Origin of the sequence: Mesorhizobium sp. WSM4906 (genome assembly GCF_029674625.1) — a bacterium.
Lineage (GTDB): Bacteria > Pseudomonadota > Alphaproteobacteria > Rhizobiales > Rhizobiaceae > Mesorhizobium.
Map to the genome: position 1 here is coordinate 3128897 of NZ_CP121355.1, position 16220 is coordinate 3145116.

Annotated in this window: 8 protein-coding genes; 2 read left to right on the plus strand and 6 right to left on the minus strand. The window is 62.2% G+C overall.

Annotated features, from left to right (window positions below; translation table 11 throughout):
* Positions 1 to 21: 21 nt before the first annotated feature.
* The 5 genes from sctV to QAZ22_RS15010 form a co-directional block, all read right to left on the minus strand.
* Entirely contained in the window at positions 22 to 2184 is a 2163-nt protein-coding gene (sctV, locus tag QAZ22_RS14990) for a type III secretion system export apparatus subunit SctV (RefSeq protein ID WP_278207549.1), read from the minus strand.
* Complete coding sequence (locus QAZ22_RS14995; RefSeq protein WP_278207550.1) at positions 2184 to 2354, minus strand: hypothetical protein; 171 nt, start codon at positions 2352 to 2354, stop codon at positions 2184 to 2186. Before QAZ22_RS14995 ends, sctV begins: the two co-directional genes overlap by 1 nt.
* Before the next feature lie 155 nt (positions 2355 to 2509).
* A complete protein-coding gene (locus QAZ22_RS15000) occupies positions 2510 to 2950 on the minus strand; it encodes a hypothetical protein (protein WP_278207551.1) in 441 nt (146 codons plus the stop codon).
* Positions 2947 to 3948 carry an EscD/YscD/HrpQ family type III secretion system periplasmic domain-containing protein gene (locus QAZ22_RS15005; protein ID WP_278207552.1) on the minus strand — a complete coding sequence of 334 codons (1002 nt, stop codon included), beginning with the start codon at positions 3946 to 3948 and terminating at the stop codon, positions 2947 to 2949. Before QAZ22_RS15005 ends, QAZ22_RS15000 begins: the two co-directional genes overlap by 4 nt.
* Before the next feature lie 113 nt (positions 3949 to 4061).
* Positions 4062 to 4244 (minus strand): hypothetical protein, encoded by a 183-nt coding sequence (locus QAZ22_RS15010; protein WP_142875995.1) that lies wholly within the window; start codon positions 4242 to 4244, stop codon positions 4062 to 4064.
* Positions 4245 to 4455: 211 nt separating this feature from the next.
* Between QAZ22_RS15010 and QAZ22_RS15015 the strand changes: the two genes are divergently transcribed.
* Together QAZ22_RS15015 and QAZ22_RS15020 are read left to right on the plus strand one after the other, a co-directional pair.
* Positions 4456 to 5316 (plus strand): MurR/RpiR family transcriptional regulator, encoded by an 861-nt coding sequence (locus QAZ22_RS15015; RefSeq protein ID WP_278207554.1) that lies wholly within the window; start codon positions 4456 to 4458, stop codon positions 5314 to 5316.
* Between the two features lie 78 nt (positions 5317 to 5394).
* On the plus strand, positions 5395 to 15267 hold the full coding sequence (locus QAZ22_RS15020) for a LysM peptidoglycan-binding domain-containing protein (protein WP_278207555.1): 9873 nt from the start codon (positions 5395 to 5397) through the stop codon (positions 15265 to 15267).
* On the opposite strand, the gene QAZ22_RS15025 is transcribed toward QAZ22_RS15020, so the two are convergent.
* Complete coding sequence (locus QAZ22_RS15025) at positions 15240 to 16217, minus strand: LysR family transcriptional regulator (protein ID WP_278207556.1); 978 nt, start codon at positions 16215 to 16217, stop codon at positions 15240 to 15242. The genes QAZ22_RS15020 and QAZ22_RS15025 overlap by 28 nt on opposite strands.
* Positions 16218 to 16220 lie beyond the last annotated feature (3 nt).

Consider the following 16220-nt stretch of genomic DNA (forward strand, 5'->3'; position numbering starts at 1 on the left):
TCCCCGTTCGCCATGCCTTCGTCATGAGACTGTCTCCTGCGCGACTTTCGCCTGAGCCGACGGCAGCGCCTGGGCGCGCGCGCCGGCTCTTCCGCCACGGCCGGTGATCGTCGCCAGCGGCTGGACGTTGAATTCCTGCGCAAGTTCCTGGAAGGACAGGACCGGAAGCTCGATCGCATTGTGCGCGAGCAGGCTGCGCATGTGACGGCGCACGTCCATCGCGGCAAGCACGACCGGCGAGGCGTCGGTGGAGTTGTGCGACAGGGCCCGCTCGATTTCGCTCACCAAGGCCTGCGCATCGTCGTCCGAGAGGTTCAGGAATGTGCCTGACGATGTGCTTTGCACCGCGTTCCGCAGGATATCCTCGGCTGAACGCTGCAGCACATAGGCCGCGATGATGTTGTTGCGGTCGGCGGAACGGAAGCTGATCTGGCGCTTCAGGGATGTGCGGACATACTCCGTTAACAGGACGACGTCCTGTTCTCGTTGGCCCCATTCGATCAGCGCTTCAAGGATCAGGCGCAGATTGCGGATCGGCACGTTTTCGCCGACGAGCCGGCGAAGCACTTCCGCAATTTTCTGCAGCGGCACGATCTCCTGCGCCTGCCGGACAAGATCCGCATAGTCCGGCTCCATGTCCGACAGGAGCCTGCGCGTCTCCTGAATCCCGACGAAATGTCCTGCATAAAGCCGAAGTGCATTTCCGGTCCATCTGGCCGCCGTTTCGACGGGTGTGGAGAAAATGAAACCGGCCTCTTTCAGCGTCGAAATGTGGCTGTCATCGACCCACACGAATTTGCGCTGACCGGCGATCGATGCGGCTTTTTCGTAAGTCAGCTCAAGTAGATCCAGATGCGTTGCATCGGCTTCGACGAGAACACGGCCGGCGGGAATTTCGGCATCCAGTATGGGCGCGCCTTCCAGGTCGATGCGGATGCTTCGCGGGGAGAGCATCTCGTCGGCCTGCATGCCGATGGCCGGAACGTCGACACCGAGATCGCCGAAGACTTCGCGGCGCACGCCGTCGGCGAACACGGCGAATTCGGACTCGGGAATCGTCTCCGCGAGTTCAGCCCCGAAGCGTACGACGATGCGGTAGGAAGCAGGCAGCGTTCCGCTGGAGATTGCCGATAGCGAAGCGGAACCACTGCGTTGTTCCTGCACCGCGATCTGGCTGACGTCCTGAGGCTCGGAGTCCTGAGCGCTGCGGCGATTGATTGCATAGGCGCCCGCGCCGAAGCAGGCGCCAAGGACCAGGAATACGATGGACGGAAAACCCGGCACCATGGCAAGGCCAACCATGATCACTGCTGCGAGGGCAAGCGCACGCGAGTCCCGCAGAAGCTGGCTGGTGATCTGCCGGCCAAGGTCGCCTGTTCCGTCGGCACTGCCGACGCGCGTCACCATCGTGCCGGCGGCGATCGCGACGAGCAGCGCCGGTATCTGCGCGACCAACCCGTCACCCACGGTGAGCAGCGAATAGGTCGCGGCCGCGTCTCCCAACGACATGTCGTGCTGCAGCGTGCCGACGGCGAAACCGCCGACCAGATTGACCAGAATGATGACGATACCGGCGATGACGTCGCCCTTAACGAATTTCATGGCGCCGTCCATCGCGCCGAACAGCTGACTCTCGCGCTCCAGCTGCTGGCGCAGGCGGCGTGCCTCAGCCTGATCGATATCGCCGTTGCGCAACTCGGCGTCAATGCTCATCTGCTTGCCCGGAAGCGCATCGAGCGTGAAGCGCGCGGCTACCTCGGCGACGCGTTCGGCGCCCCGCGCAACCACGATGAACTGCGCGACGGTGATGATCAGGAAGATAACTAGGCCGACCGCGATGCTGCCGCCGACGACAAAGGTGCCGAAGGCGGTAATGATCTCCCCGGCGTCGGCCTGCAGCAGGATCAGTCGCGTGGTCGTGATCGTGATCGCCAGCCGGAACAAGGTGGCTATGAGGATGACAGACGGCAGCGATGAGAATTGCAGCGGATGAGAAACATAAAACGACGCCAGCAGGATAAGCACGCTGATGGCGATGTTCGCGGTGATGAGAAAGTCGACGAGAAACGTCGGCAATGGGATGAGCATCATCACTACGGCGACGAGCATCAGGACGGCGATGACCAGGTCGCTGCGGCGTGACAGTCTGGCAAGGAATTGCAGAAGTCGCTCCGACGCGGTCATCAGGCAGCCCGATGCGACAGGAAACTGAGCAACGCGCTGTGCGCCTCGGTTTTGCGCCCGGCCACGAGCAGGGCGCGACTCTTCAGCAATGCAAGCACCGGGTGGTCCATTCCTTCCAAGGTTTCCAGCCTGGCAATCGTCGCAAGCGCCTTTTCGGCCTCGCCATCCAATATGAGCAGATGCGCCAGCGTCCTGAGAACGCTGGCATTTCCCGGCGAAAGCTGCGCGGCGATAAGCAGGTACGCAGCCCCCCGCTTGGCCTGCCCGTGGCAGCCGTAGAGATAGCCCAGGACATGCAGCAGATGGACGGTGTCACGCGGGTCGGTCAGATTTCGACTCCTTCCTGCATGCGGCCAAGCAGGTCACGATGACGTTCGATTTCATCCTCGATCAGCGTTCTGGCGAGCGTCTTGAGTTGCTCGCCGCCCTCAAGGTCGGGAACCAGGTTCGCTATGAAATGCTGTAGAATAGGTACCGAGCGGCGCAGGATGGCCGGCTCCGGAATGATGGGCATGACGAAATTGGTGAGTATATCATCCAGCGATTCTCCGGCCGCATGTCGAGAAGCTTGGAATTCCGCCGTTTCAGACCCTCCCGCGGCAGCGGCCGATTTCGTCCCCTGAGCACCCTTGGCGGTTTTATCGACGCCATTCATGCGTCGCCGGCTGATCGTTTGCCCGCGCCCGCCTTCGGCCTGATGCACGTCGCGGCCGGCGGTTTCCACCCTCGCCGAATCGAGGCGCGGCCCTTCTAGTCGGCGGTTCACGGATATTTCAGCGCGACTGTGGCGCCGCCCTTGGTCAGCAGAAGTTCCGTCTCGCCGATATGCTTGATGGTCCAGCCGTCATCGGTGAATGCGCCTTCGTGATAGCGCGCGCCGTCGGCTGCGATGACATAAGGCCGGTCGCCATACCAGATCGCCTGCAGCGTCAGGCGCGGCGCCTGCTGTGTGTTGCCGGTCATGACATTGGATACGAGGGGAACATGACCGCCGAAGGTCTGGTCGAACCAGGATTGCGTCTCTGTCCATACGCCTCTCTTGTCATCCGGGATCACGCCCGAAACCACAAGGCGCCCGGGCGATCGCTGGACGGTCAAGGTGTTTATGCCGGACTGATCGAGACGCTGTTTGAGCTGGCTTTCCGCATCAGCGACAGTTTGAATTTGCGCCGGCGATGAATCGTCCAGCACTTCCTGGCCGCGCTCCCCGGCGAAAGCCATTCTGACCGGCTGATCGTCTTGAGAAGATGCCTGTGGGCCAATGTCGGACTTGGCGAGCGAGAATCCGTTGGCGCCGACGGAAACGGCGAAAACGGCAAAGAGAACGCCCCCCGCGACCAGCATGGAGCGGTTGCCGATCGACCACCGGCTCGACGGGTGTCCCGGACTGACCAGCCGGATACGGGCGTCGCCGATGCCGATGACTAACGGCAACCTGCAGCGGCTGCCATGTCCTTGACGTATGATTTCGCCTGTGGCGAGCGCAACATCGCCGCCGACGGCTTCGACTTCAAACTGGTTGCCGTTGCGCCGCAGCCTGGCGTGTATCGGAGCGATGCCCGCATCCCTGAGGACGATGTCTGACTCGGTGCTGGAGCCGATCGTATAAAGCGCTTCAATCAGACGGAGCTCGGCGCCGGCATGAAAACCCTGCGTCACGCTGAGCGCGATGGGCTGTGCGGGTGACGACGACTGGGTGATAATCGATCGCAGCTGGCGCGCCGGCGCAGCGTCCAAATATCTGCCGATAGGGCTAGCGGTCATGCCACCTCATCTCCCGCCGATGACGATTTCGAATGCAGCCGGACAAATGGGCTTCAGTCATGCAAGTGCGCCGCCGCTTGCTGTCGGCGGCGCATAGGTTGAGCATCCTCGCGTCAGGCCTTCTCAGCCGATTCGCCGAGCGTCTTGGCGGTGCTCATCAGCATGTCATGCTGGGATTTCGCGATATCTTTTGTGATCTCCAGGTTAAACATGCGTTCCTGTTGTTTGATCATCTTGTCCAGGTTTTGTTCCGGTGACCCTGCAGAACCGGACGTAATGGGAGGGGTGGCAGCCATCATTGTCTCCTTGAGGGGCTGTTCAAGTTGCAAGCCCGGGCTCGTGCATGCGGTCCAGGACCTGCCGAAGCAATCTAGGACAGGATGATCGAAAATGAAAGTCCACTTGGAATATTTGAGGCTTGTTTGTTCCAACTGTTGCGTTTCAGGCGCTCACGGAGTAGCCTGACCGACGGGGTTTGATGGGGTAATGGGAATGGAAAAAGGTCCGTTGGCGGAGCTGTTGGTCGAACGGTTTGAGAATATGCCGCCGCAACTGCGGGTGGCGGCGCGTTTCGTCCTGGATCACCCCAAGGATGTGGCGCTGATGTCGATGCGCGAGCAGGCGCAGCAGGCCGGCGTTTCGCACAGCACGATGATGCGATTGGCACGTTGGCTTGGCCTTGAAGGCTACGAGGACATGCGCAGCCTTTATGCGCGCGCGCTGCGCGAGACGACAGCCGGAGAACCGGCCCGGCAGGGTGGCGAACGGGATGGCGATTCGGGATATTCGACAGCCGGGGTCGTTGCCGACTCTCTCGCTGCGCAGATCTCAAGTCTTGGCGAGTACGGCAACGCCATGCAATTCATCGCTGCCGCCAACCTCGTTGCGGGATCGCGCAATCTTTTCGGCCTAGGCTTGCGCTCGGCTTATCCGGTCGCGAGCCATTTCGTTGACATCATGTCGTTTGCGGCTGGCGGCGACCGCAATGTGATGCTGGTCGGCGAGATGGCCGGACAAGGCCTGCAAGCCCTTCAGCATGCGGGACGCGGCGACGTGCTGCTTGCCGTCGGCATGTCGCCTTACGAGCGCACAACGATAGAGGTGGCGCGCCAGGCGGCCCGGCAGGGCGTCGGCGTGGTGGCGATCACCGACAGCAGCGTCTCGCCGCTGACCCGGATCGCGCGGGAAGCGATCATCGTCACCTCGAATTCGCAATCGTTCTTCCGAAGCATGGCGCCGGCATTCGCTGCCGTCGAAATCCTGGCGGCGCTGACGGCAGTGCGGTCTGGGGCGAATGCGGCGGAACGCGTTAAACAGTCGGAAGAGCAACTTGCTGCTTTCGGCATTTATTGGAAGCTCCCTCGATAACGACAAGAAAGGTTGAAATCGGGACGGGCGTGACGGCGGCGGGCCGCCGGCAGCAAGTGATTTCCGGAGGTCGTCTAGATGGTTCGCCCGATAACGCTCGCCAAGCCGCCCCTCCAGACACAGAAGGTCAATGCCAACGCGGATGCCGCCCAGGTAGCACGGCTGGAGGTGCAGGCGGCAGCGCTGCGGGACCAGATCAGGCTCGCCAACAGAATGGGCGAGCGCGATTGGGCGGCACAGGCTCGCCAGGAACTGGCGCAGGTAAACACGCAATTGAGTTCCCTTCAGCCGAGCCCGGCAACAGCTCCGGCGGCGCCGGGCGTCAATGTCGCGAACGCGAGCAATGGCACATCCGGCAATGGCACGACGGTAACCCCGGCACTCTATGTGAACACCAATCCGGCAACTCCGGCTGTGACGCTGGTGGATCTCAATGGGAGTCCGGCCAAGGACAATCCCGCAGCAGCGAATACCGCCCGCGATATCGTCAACGACGTTACCGGAGGCAAAAGCATCGAGCAGATCGCGTCTGATCGCCACCTGACGCGCGAGCAGGTTATCGCCGCGCTCAGGTCCGGTGGGATGATCGTGTCAGACAGCAGTGCGCCAAACGGCGACACGCAGACGACGAAAATCACGGATGCCAGCGGCCGGACCGTCACACAGTTTTATGACTACCAGCACGACAGCTACTATGCGACAGTCCAGGAACAACCCGGCGGCGCGACGACGACCTCACCGATCCGGGATGGGCTCGGACGCAAGGAAACCACCAGCTACAATTCAGACACTGGCGCCATAACGACGCGCTACGAGGACGATCTCGGGACCGGAACCGTCACCGAACGGACGTCATTGCCCGACGGCGCATCGGTGGAAACGGTGACGCCGGGCGCTGGTCCTTCCCTGCCAATGACCACCGTCACCGGCCCGGACGGCCGCAAAACCATACTGGCGCCCTCCCAGGATCCAGGTGGGTCCACCACGCAGGACATCAACCACGATCTTGCCGACGGAAAAAGCATCGACCAAATCGCTAAGGAAAATGGCCTCACCAACGAGCAGGTGATCGGCGAACTGCAAGCCGCCGGCTACAAGGTTACGACCAACAACAGCAGCGACGCGCAGTCGGTCGAGCTCGCCGATCCGCGCACTGGCGGCAAGACCGTCTATTCTTACGATTATCAGCACGATGTACGCACCGTCACGACCACCGCGGACGGCAAGAAAACGTCGCTGTCCGTCGATGGCAACGGAACCGAAACCAAGACGGTCACCGACAAGGACGGTCGGGTGACCACGACCACCACCAAGAAGATCAATGGCGGCAAGCCTGTCGTGTACGAGGTCCAGCCGGACGACAACCTGACCCAGATCGCGCGGCAATATGGCGTCACGCTGGCTGACCTCAGGCGCACGAATCCGGAACTTTTCAGCTCGTCGCGCGACCCGAACACAATCCATACAGGCGAAAAAATTACCATCGACAACGGCACCCGCACGACGGTCGAGGTCACATTCAACGGCTATACGCTGACCACCAAGCCCGATGGCAGCATGACGCTGCACAACAACACCACCGGCGCCGACCTGAAGATCGAGGCTGGAAGCACGCAAGAGGCCCTGGCCAGGACGCTGCTGGCGGTGAACCCCAACAGCAGCGACCCCAAGGAGGCGAAGGAAGGCGAGGTCGTGAAGACCTTCGTCGAAGGGATCTTGGCAGGAGAGGCCTTGCCCGGTCTCATCGACGCCGCGGAAAAGGCCGGACAGGACAAACAGGCCCTGATCGACAAATACCACCTGGGTATGCCCGCCAAGCCTAAGCTTGACGGGCAGAACAGGGTTGTCGATCCTTTCGGCGATCCGCCGCAGGGCAACGCGCCCTCCGGGGGAAAGTGGATGCCGATGAAGATCGACGGCGTCTGGACCTGGGTCGACCCACAGGTCGCTCAGGCCATCATCGACGAGAACATCGCGCTGTCACGCGTCACCGAGATGCGGGCTCTGGCAGTCCAGGGACAGGAACAGCTCAATGTCGATATGCTCGATCCCGCCTACAAGGATGCCGTCGGTGGTGCGCAGACCATCCTGAACAAGGCGTTGGCGCCTCACGGGCTGCAATGGAACGCCCAGAAGCCGAAAGGCACGCTTGCCGATGCACGCGAGCGGGTGACCAAGGCCAACACCTTGCTGAAGAACGCGCAGGATGCCCGCGGCGAATATGAGAACGCCGGGCGCGTCCTCAAGGACGCCATCGCCGGGCAGGGTCCGCTGACGCCTCTTGGAGATCCGAATGCGCCGTCAGTCAGCGCGCGGGGCACTCCCGACCTTCATCCGCAACGCGATCAAAGCGTCGCCGACCACTCCGCTGTCGACAAGCTGTTTTCCGAGGTCGGCCTGCATCTGAGCAAGGGTGATAAGCTCACAATCGATTTCCTGGTCGGTCAGGCTGACCTCAACGGTGTTCCCAAGGACTCGAAGGAATACAAGGAACTCACGACCCTGCAGACGACGGCAGGCAGTCAGCTCGAACTGGCGCAGGCCTATCAGGACTATTTCGACGCCCATGCCAATGCCACGCAGGTCAGCGCGCGGCAGACGGACCTCGAGCAGAAGCTGTCCAACGAGTATCTTGGCGAACAGAAGTTCAACTTTGACGAGAAGTACAATCGCATTAGCGGCGATTACCTTGGGCACTACAAGAACTCGACGCTCGAGATCCGTGACGGCCAGCTCTGGGTCATCAACCATTTCGACGAGGGAACCACCGAACAGCAGCTGACCTACAGCCTGAGCGACAAGAACGTCAGGGACGAATATCGCGATCGTCAACTCAACAAGGACTGGCAGGCGCTTCTGGCCGGCTATGGTTCCAACGCGAAAGTCTGCACGGCAAATGGTCTGCAATCGGTAAGGTCCAGCGAGGAGCAGGCGGCAAAGAGCTTGAACGACGTCCTGGATCGCCAGCTCGGCAACAGCCTCGCCGATCTGAACGCCAAGCTGCCGATGCTGCAGACCAATTTCGACAATGCGCTGACACATCACAAGCCGGGATCGGTTGACGCTCCCGAAGGCACACTGCCCAACGGCGCGCAGCCGGTCGAGATCAAAGTCGGCGGACAGACGATCAAGGTGGCGCCGGACGTCGCCCAGAACTATGAGCAGAATGGGATCGACGCCCTGACCCAGGGCGGGAAGGCAATCTGGATCGACCTTGATACGGAAGATGACGATAAAAGTGGTCGCTGGGTCGATCCCGGACTGGCGGTCGCCAAGCTCAGGCTGGAGGCGACAAAACTTCAGATAAGTCAGATCGGGGATCTGCGCAGACAGTTGCAGGGCTTCAACGACTATCACGAGCTTCGGCTCAGTGAGCCGTCTCTGCTGGCCGATGACAACACCAGTGTCGACAAGACCTATCTGGACGAGCACGAGCAGCTGACGCTCGACGCCATGTATCAGCCGAGATTCCAGCAACTGCTCAAGAAAGGCTACGACAACGAATTTCGCGAGCAGCGCGGCACGGATCTCGATGAAATGGTGGCCCGGAAGCTCGGCCTGGACAGTTCGACCGATGACGGCCGCGACGCGATAGAGAATGTGACTGACGAGATCCGCGATATCGGCGGCGACAATCCGTATGTGCGCAGCGTGCCGATCTTCTATGTCGACGACCAGGTCGGAACGCAGCAGGTCACGCTGTTTGCGGTGCGCGACGGGGATGGCAACACCCGCTATGTCGACGCGACCGGCAAGAAGTTCGACGACCTCGGCGATTTCCAGGACAACAACAGCCAGTTCGGCGAGAACGGCAAGCTCGTCGTTCCCAAGGACCTCGAGATGAAGGCGGGACCCGACGGCAAGATCGCGCTCGACGTGGTCAAGGCCCGCAATGTCTCCGTCTGGGACAAGGTCGTCGATCCGCTGGTTGGCATCGGCACCGGCATTGCCACCATCCTGTCGTTCACGCCGGCCGCGCCGGTCGCGGCGCCGCTGGCCTATACCGGCGCGGCCTATCTCGGGACCAGAGCGGTCATAAACGAGGTCAACCACCTGGACCATGGTGGCGAGTGGTACGACACCGAGTCGTTGACCAACATCGCCAGCGCAGCAACCACCGTTCTGCCCATGGCTTCCAGCGGCCTACGCACGATCGGCATGGCGGCGAAGAGTGAGTCATTCCTGGCAGGCGTTGCTGCCAGTCCCCGCGCCTTCGCTGGCAGCATCGGCGCAACACGATCGAACTGGGCGTTGGCATCTGAAACCCGCACATACATGCAATCGACTGCCAGACTGAACAAGGCGGCCTGGGGGATGGATGTCGGCTCGGTGGTTGTCGGCTCGCCGTTACTGGCAACATCGGCCTACGATCTCGCCGCCAACCGAGACCAGATGAACGGTCTCCAGCTTGCCAACGCGCTTACGGGCCTTGGCACCGGCATCACCGGCACGGGGCTCGGCATCCATGGTCTGCGCACGATGCGGCCAGGAACGGGCACACAGGACCCCAACGCTCCCGGCGCTGATGCAAATCCGCCCGGCAGCGACGGACCGTTCCAGCAACCGCCCGGCGGCAAACGACCGTCGCAACTGGCGCTGGAACCCGGCCCTTCGGGACGTCCGATGAATGTCTACGAAATCGGCGCCGACGGGGTTTACCGGCCAACGGGAGAGCAGGTCTTCCACGACCCCAGCCTCCCGGTGATCCCGGGAGAAGTGATCAAAACCGATGACGTCGGCGGCAACGGCGCGACGGCGGCGCCGGTCCGCGATCCTGAAGGCTCGACCGCCTCAGGCATACCGCACCCCGCTGACGGCGACCCCATCGTCGTGCCGGGCGAGCCGACAGTAAAGGAAGGGCCGGTACGTCTTGTCTGGGATCCGCAGACACGCAGCTTCACCGGCATGCCGGATCGCGACACGAGTGGCTACGTCTACACCAGCGGCAAGGACCCGAAGACGCCATCGGCTTATCTCGACGGCCTGAGCGCCGAGCAGCTGATGAGCCGTTATGAACAGGAGAAAGGCTATTATTCGAGCCGCGAGATGGCCGAGCGCTATGGCCCGGATGGCGTTCAAATCCCGCGCACGCCCCTCCGCGAGACCTTGCCCGACTTCCGCGTCGGCGTCACCGTCCGGGTCAGGCTGAACACGGGCCAGGCGTTCGGGATCGGCTCGCCGACAGTTGCGGCCGTTGGCTTCGGCGTCGGCACCAAAACCGACTTCGGCATGATCGGATGGTCGATCCTCGACAGCGTCGGCCAACGCAGCCTGACGCCGTTCAAGGATGCCCTCGGCACCCAGGGCGTGGTGTCTTTCCGGGCACGGGAATACAGGAACATAACCAGCCTTCAGGCTGGTGTCTGGCCGGTATCCAATCAGACGGCCTTCCCGGTTCGCAGCAGCGACTTGTCCGCAGCGGCGAGCAAGGCGATATTCCACGATGCCAGCGGCTACGAGGCCAAGCCGGTCGATGCCGCCATCGTGGGGATGACACCCGACGGCAAAGGCACCGTGATCGAGATGATCTACACGCCCTCGCTGAGTGGCAAGGAGGTCAGCCTCGCGCCGGGCCAGCACGATTTCTTTGGCGTGCCGGCGGAAAACAGCTCCGGCCATGTCGTGCTGCAAGGCACGCTTCCTTTCGATCGCGTCATGACCGAGACCAAGGCCGGAATACGCCTGCCGATCGTGGCCAATCATGTCGCGGCAGTCGATCAGATGCCGCGCATCGGTTTCGAGAAGCGTCCTGAACTGCCTGTGACCGACACGCTGCGGCCGGGCGACGTCGTGTCGGCACAGGCGTTCGACCAGATCCAGTCGGCTCTTGGCGCGACAAAGCTGAAGGTCCAGTTCGCCGTCAACGACCCGGCCAAGGGATCCGAACTAATCACGGCGATCGGGCAGGGCGATGGCATCCGGTCGATTCGCGACCTCGTCAAGTCCGGTCAGATCGATCCATCGAACACGGTTTCCCTTGTCGATGAGCCGACACAGAGCGGACTGCGGCTTTCAGCCATACCGGGCAAGTCGCCTACGGCGGATATTGTCTTGCTGACGGGCGAGAAGGCTCGCGTCGTCAACCCCGAGGCGATGCTCGTCGACGTCATCTTCAACGACAGCAACAGGCTGCCGGGCGCGCTGGGTTTCAATCCGGACCGGATGGTCACGTCCGCGACCTACAAGGTGAAATCGACAGTGCAGTCTTGGATTCCGGCGCGTTTTCGCCCCGAGGGATCGCCACAGTCCCGCTACATGCCGAGCGCCGGCAACATCTATCGGAAACTGTACGGCTCGGACGGCACGCCCGCCACGCGTTACACGCTTTCAATGTCGACGCCGCCTCTGCCTGCAGGAGCGGTGGCTTACAGTGCCGAAGTGAGGTTCCAGTACAAGTCGAAGGCGGCCAAGACCGCTCCTTCGATCGCCAAGGGCGAAGACGCGACACTGACCTTCGATCGGGCCAATGGGCAGAGCGAAACGCTGACGGTCCCGGCTTGGCTTGCTCACGCCGTGCAGCCGTCGGGCGATGGTGCCGCGAAAGGCGTTCCGAAGGGAGGCAGGGCCTCCCTGGAGAAGTTCCTCGGCGAGTTGGAGAAGACGGCCAGGCCCGACCAACGCGCCGCGATAGAGCAGTTCCGGACCGAATTCGGCCCGTCGATCGTCGACGGCGGGTTCATACGCCAGGACGTTGCCGACGGCGTGCTGACGTTCCTGTCCTCGCAGGTAGGAAGCCGCCGAAGCGGCCCGATCCAGATAAGGGACGAGAACGGGCAATCCGTGACGGCCACTCGTTACGGACCGCTGCCAAAAAGCGCAGAGAACGTCTATGTGCCGCCGGCGGACGGGCCGCAAGCGCGTGGCGACGAACCGGAGTTGATGCACAAGTCGCATATTTTGTTCCGGGATCCGGATACAGGCGAAGCATACGTCCTGCCATGGACGCGCGGTGCCTCGGAGGACCATGTGCCGGGCGGCCAAGCGACGCCAACGGGAGAGGCGGCGCCGGCGCACGCACCCAGGAAAGCAATCGAGGCGGCTCCGCCGACAACCTATTCGCTGCAACAGATCCGCAACATGCGGCAGCCGGAAAAGTGGAAGGCAGGCGAGACCTATACGCGCGAACTCAACAGGTCGCTTGGAGAAGCCCATTTTCCGGTCGAGGCCAACCCGGACGGTCCCCATCCTGTTACCGGCCAGGGTGGGCGTTACGTGGATGCGCCAGTCTTCAAGAGCCAGGACGTGATCGAGGCGATCGAGGTCAAGACCTATCATCGCTGGACGACCATCAATGGCGTCGCCCAGATGCGCGAAGTTCCGCTTACGCCGAAGCTGCAGGAGCAGATCAACAAGGATGTGGCGCTGCGGAACGAGAACTCAGGCTATCAACCGCGCTGGGTTTTCCTCGATGCGCCGCCTTCGGCCGAGTTGCAAGGGGCGCTCGACGATGCCGGGATTGTCGGTAACATCTTCGGACACAACAAACCTGCCGCAACAACACCGCCGCCCCAACCCGCGGCGGTCAGAAGCGGTTCCGGCCGTGCCATTCAGCTCGAAGACGAGAGTGGCGAGGTGATTACGGCGGCAGTGCTGGGTACCGGGCCGAGGAGCCCGGAGCAGGTCCATGTTCCGCCCTCAGACAGCACGCACGTATGGGGCGATGCCCCGGAGATGGCGGACAAGACGCACATACTGGTGTACGACCCCGATACGGGCGAGGCCGTGGTGCTGCCCTGGATACGTGGAGCTTCCGACGGTCACGTGCCGGGAAGCCTGGGCCGTCCGGAAGAGAACAATCAACAGGCCAATGCCGCCGCGCAGCCTTTGCGCGGCAAGGGACAGTCGGCGTCGAACAGTCGGCCGCTCACCCGGGACGGCGTCAGGGCTACCCCGCTTGATCAGGTGCCGGATCTCGTCATGGGTGATTTCCAGCCGACCCAGGTTCCATGGCTGAAGCGCGAGCAGGTCGCCGAGCTGACCGAACAGCAGTTCGGCGACATGGATAAGGCCGGCTTGCTGCCCTATCTGACCAAGAGCCAACTGCGCGGCATCCCCAAGGCAAAGACAGGCTTTGTCAATATAGCGAGCCTCGGCGAGAAGCAGATTCCATGGCTGACAGAGGGCCAAATCCGGAATGCAACGGACCAGCAGTTCCAGGATCTCGGTAAAGCCAGTCTGACGTCGCACCTGACGAAACCACAGCTGCAGGCGATCAAGGGGGACAAGGTCCAGTTCGTCGACATGTCGACGTTGGGCGCGCGCCAGGTTCCGTGGTTCAGGCCCGGTCAGGTCGCCAAGTTCACGTCACCGCAGTTCAAGGACTTGGCGAAGGCCGGTTTGCTTAAGCATGTCACCGAGCGGCAGGTTCGGGCGATCCCCGAACCCATGGTCGGCTCCGTGGACGTCGCAAAGCTCGATCCCAGGCAGGTGCCGTGGCTGACCGAAAAGCAGATCCCGGTGCTGACCCGCGATCAATGGGGCGCCTTCACCATTCACCACACCGAGGCTTTCATCCAGCCGCAGATCGAAGCGGCGACACCAAATCAGTTCGGGGAGACGAGCCCTGGCCAGTTCCGCAAGTTCACGCCCGAGCAGTTCGAGTGGATGAGCGGGGACCAGAAGAACGCTCTCTCCGTGCTGCAGCTGACGACCTTCCGGGCGACCCATAAAAAGGCGATGATGCCGGACCAGGCCGCCAGCGTCGATCTGGCGCTGAGCCATGCCAGGATGCGCGAGAACGCTCAGGCACTCGCCACCTTTGGCGGCATGTCGACCACCTCTTACGTGCTGTGGAGCTCGCTGCCTCCGACCTGGACCGCTACTGCCGGAGCGGTGGCATTCGGCGTGCGGGGCTTCGTTTTCGGCGCGCAGGCTGTCTTCCCCAACGCGACCGCAAACCATAAGCCGTTCGGGCGGTTCCTCAATGCGCTCGGCGGGGCCACATTCATTGCCGCGGCGCCAGGGGCGGCGACTGGGATGGTCCAGGGGAAGGGTATTGTCGTCAACAGCACGTTCTCACTCGGCAATGTCGTCTATGGCACGAAGTCGATGCTGCAGTCGTTCACCGGCAGGCCGGTGATCCGAAACCTGGCCGAGTATCTGGCGGGTCCTGGCTATGTGCTCGGCTGCGCCGTCTACACACTGCACTCCTGGCCCGCGCCGATCGCCACGGTCGCCGGCACCATGTTCACGTTCGGCTGCGCGGAGTTCTGGGCGTCGGCGATAAGAACGGACCGGACGAATCGCCGTTCGGTGCCGCGAACCGACGCCGATATCGCGGCGGCTGCAAAGTCCGACAAACGATGGGCCACAGTGGATCGATGGACGCTGGGCATCACCTTCGGCATCGGAATGCTTCTCTTCTCTCTGGACTCCATGCTCGCGCAGCCCTGGGACCCGAAAACGACCGCTCCGCCCAATCCGAAGAAACCGGATGGCGATACGTCGTCCCCGCAGCCCGACAATCACTCGGATGTTCCAGGCAAGCCGAAGACCCCGCCCGAAGACTTCCCGCAACTCGTCGTGTCGGCGGATGACGGCCTGAATTTGCGGAGCCAGCCCGAGGACGATTCTGCCGTGGTGACGGTCCTGCAACCCGGCACGTTCGTCGAGCAGACCGCGAAGCCCTCGACCGATCCGTCAGGAGAGGCCTGGATACCCGTCGAAGGGTTCGGACCGGACGGCAAAAAACATAGCGGCTGGGTCTCCGGCGACTATGTCGAGGTTCATCCCGCGGGCAGCAGCAATTCGGAGGGCCGCACGAATCCAACCCTGGAGAAAGACGGCTATCGGTGGGTCGAAGTCAGGGACGGCGACAGCATTCGCCTCATCGCCAACGCGCATTCGGCCGACGTGGCGGATACGGTGGTGCTTAACATGGATCATATTCTGAGCCCGGATATGATTTTCTCCGGCGACCGCATCTACCTGCCGATTGCGTCGGTCGGCTGAGACGCTACGGGCTCAACTCCGAGTTCGTCGGGAGGCTGCGCCTTGCCGATTCTCGCGGCATATGCATGTGCAATGCAGCCGGCCAGCTTTGCAGCCCGCTCCGCTACAGGGTTGGATGGTTCAGAGGAATATGAAGCGGTGAACCGCAGGTCGGAGGGATGCCATTCGCAGTCGACGATGCGTAGCGCGCCGCTGGCAGTATGATCCTGGACGACTTCCCTGGGAAGGGAGGCGATGCCGATGCTGTTCAGCGTCATCGTGATGGAGGCGGCCAGCGAATTGGCCGGAAAGATACGCGGCGCCGCTTCAAGTTCGCCGCTCAGCTTGCGGTAAAGTTCGCTGTAGGGTCTCGTCGGGCGCGCATAGCTGATGATCGGGAATTGCATCAGGTCGTTCAGCGTCAGCTTTCCGCAGTTGGGCAATTTCAAGGACGGCGAGCAAACCCATACGAGCGGAAAGGAAGGCAGTTCAATATTCTCGATGCTGTATTCCTGAATGGGGCCCATAAGCACTGCAAGATCAAGCCGGTGGGACATGAGCTCGTTGCGAAGGGTCGTCGTCGTGTCGACGACGATATCGGTATCGACCAACGGATAGTTTGCCTGCAATTCCTTGAGGAAATCGGGAAGCCAGGTGTGCACGATGGTCTCGGCAACCCCGAGCCTGAGCACACCCGCTGTCTCTGAAAGGGAGTTTGCCGTCAATTGCAGCCGTTCGGCGACACGCAGGACACGCTGCGCCGGCGGCAGCAGGCGCTGGCCCTCGGCGGTGAGTCTTACGGTGCCGCTCTGCCTCTCGAACAGCTTCGCGCCGAGCGCTTCCTCCAGACCGGCAATTCGGGTCGATACCGCCGGCTGTGTTGTGTTCAAGCGTTCCGCAGCCTTCCGGAAGCTTCCGAAAGTCGCGACCAGGAGAAAGGTTTCGAGCTGTTTGATGTTGAAAGGGATCACGTT

What these genes read in the sequence shown, in the direction of transcription:
- QAZ22_RS15005 (WP_278207552.1), bottom strand. Translation starts at nt 3,948, where the DNA reads ATGACCGCTAGCCCTATCGGCAGATATTTGGACGCTGCGCCGGCGCGC.
- QAZ22_RS15020 (WP_278207555.1), top strand. Translation starts at nt 5,395, where the DNA reads ATGGTTCGCCCGATAACGCTCGCCAAGCCGCCCCTCCAGACACAGAAG.
- sctV (WP_278207549.1), bottom strand. Translation starts at nt 2,184, where the DNA reads ATGACCGCGTCGGAGCGACTTCTGCAATTCCTTGCCAGACTGTCACGC.
- QAZ22_RS15010 (WP_142875995.1), bottom strand. Translation starts at nt 4,244, where the DNA reads ATGGCTGCCACCCCTCCCATTACGTCCGGTTCTGCAGGGTCACCGGAA.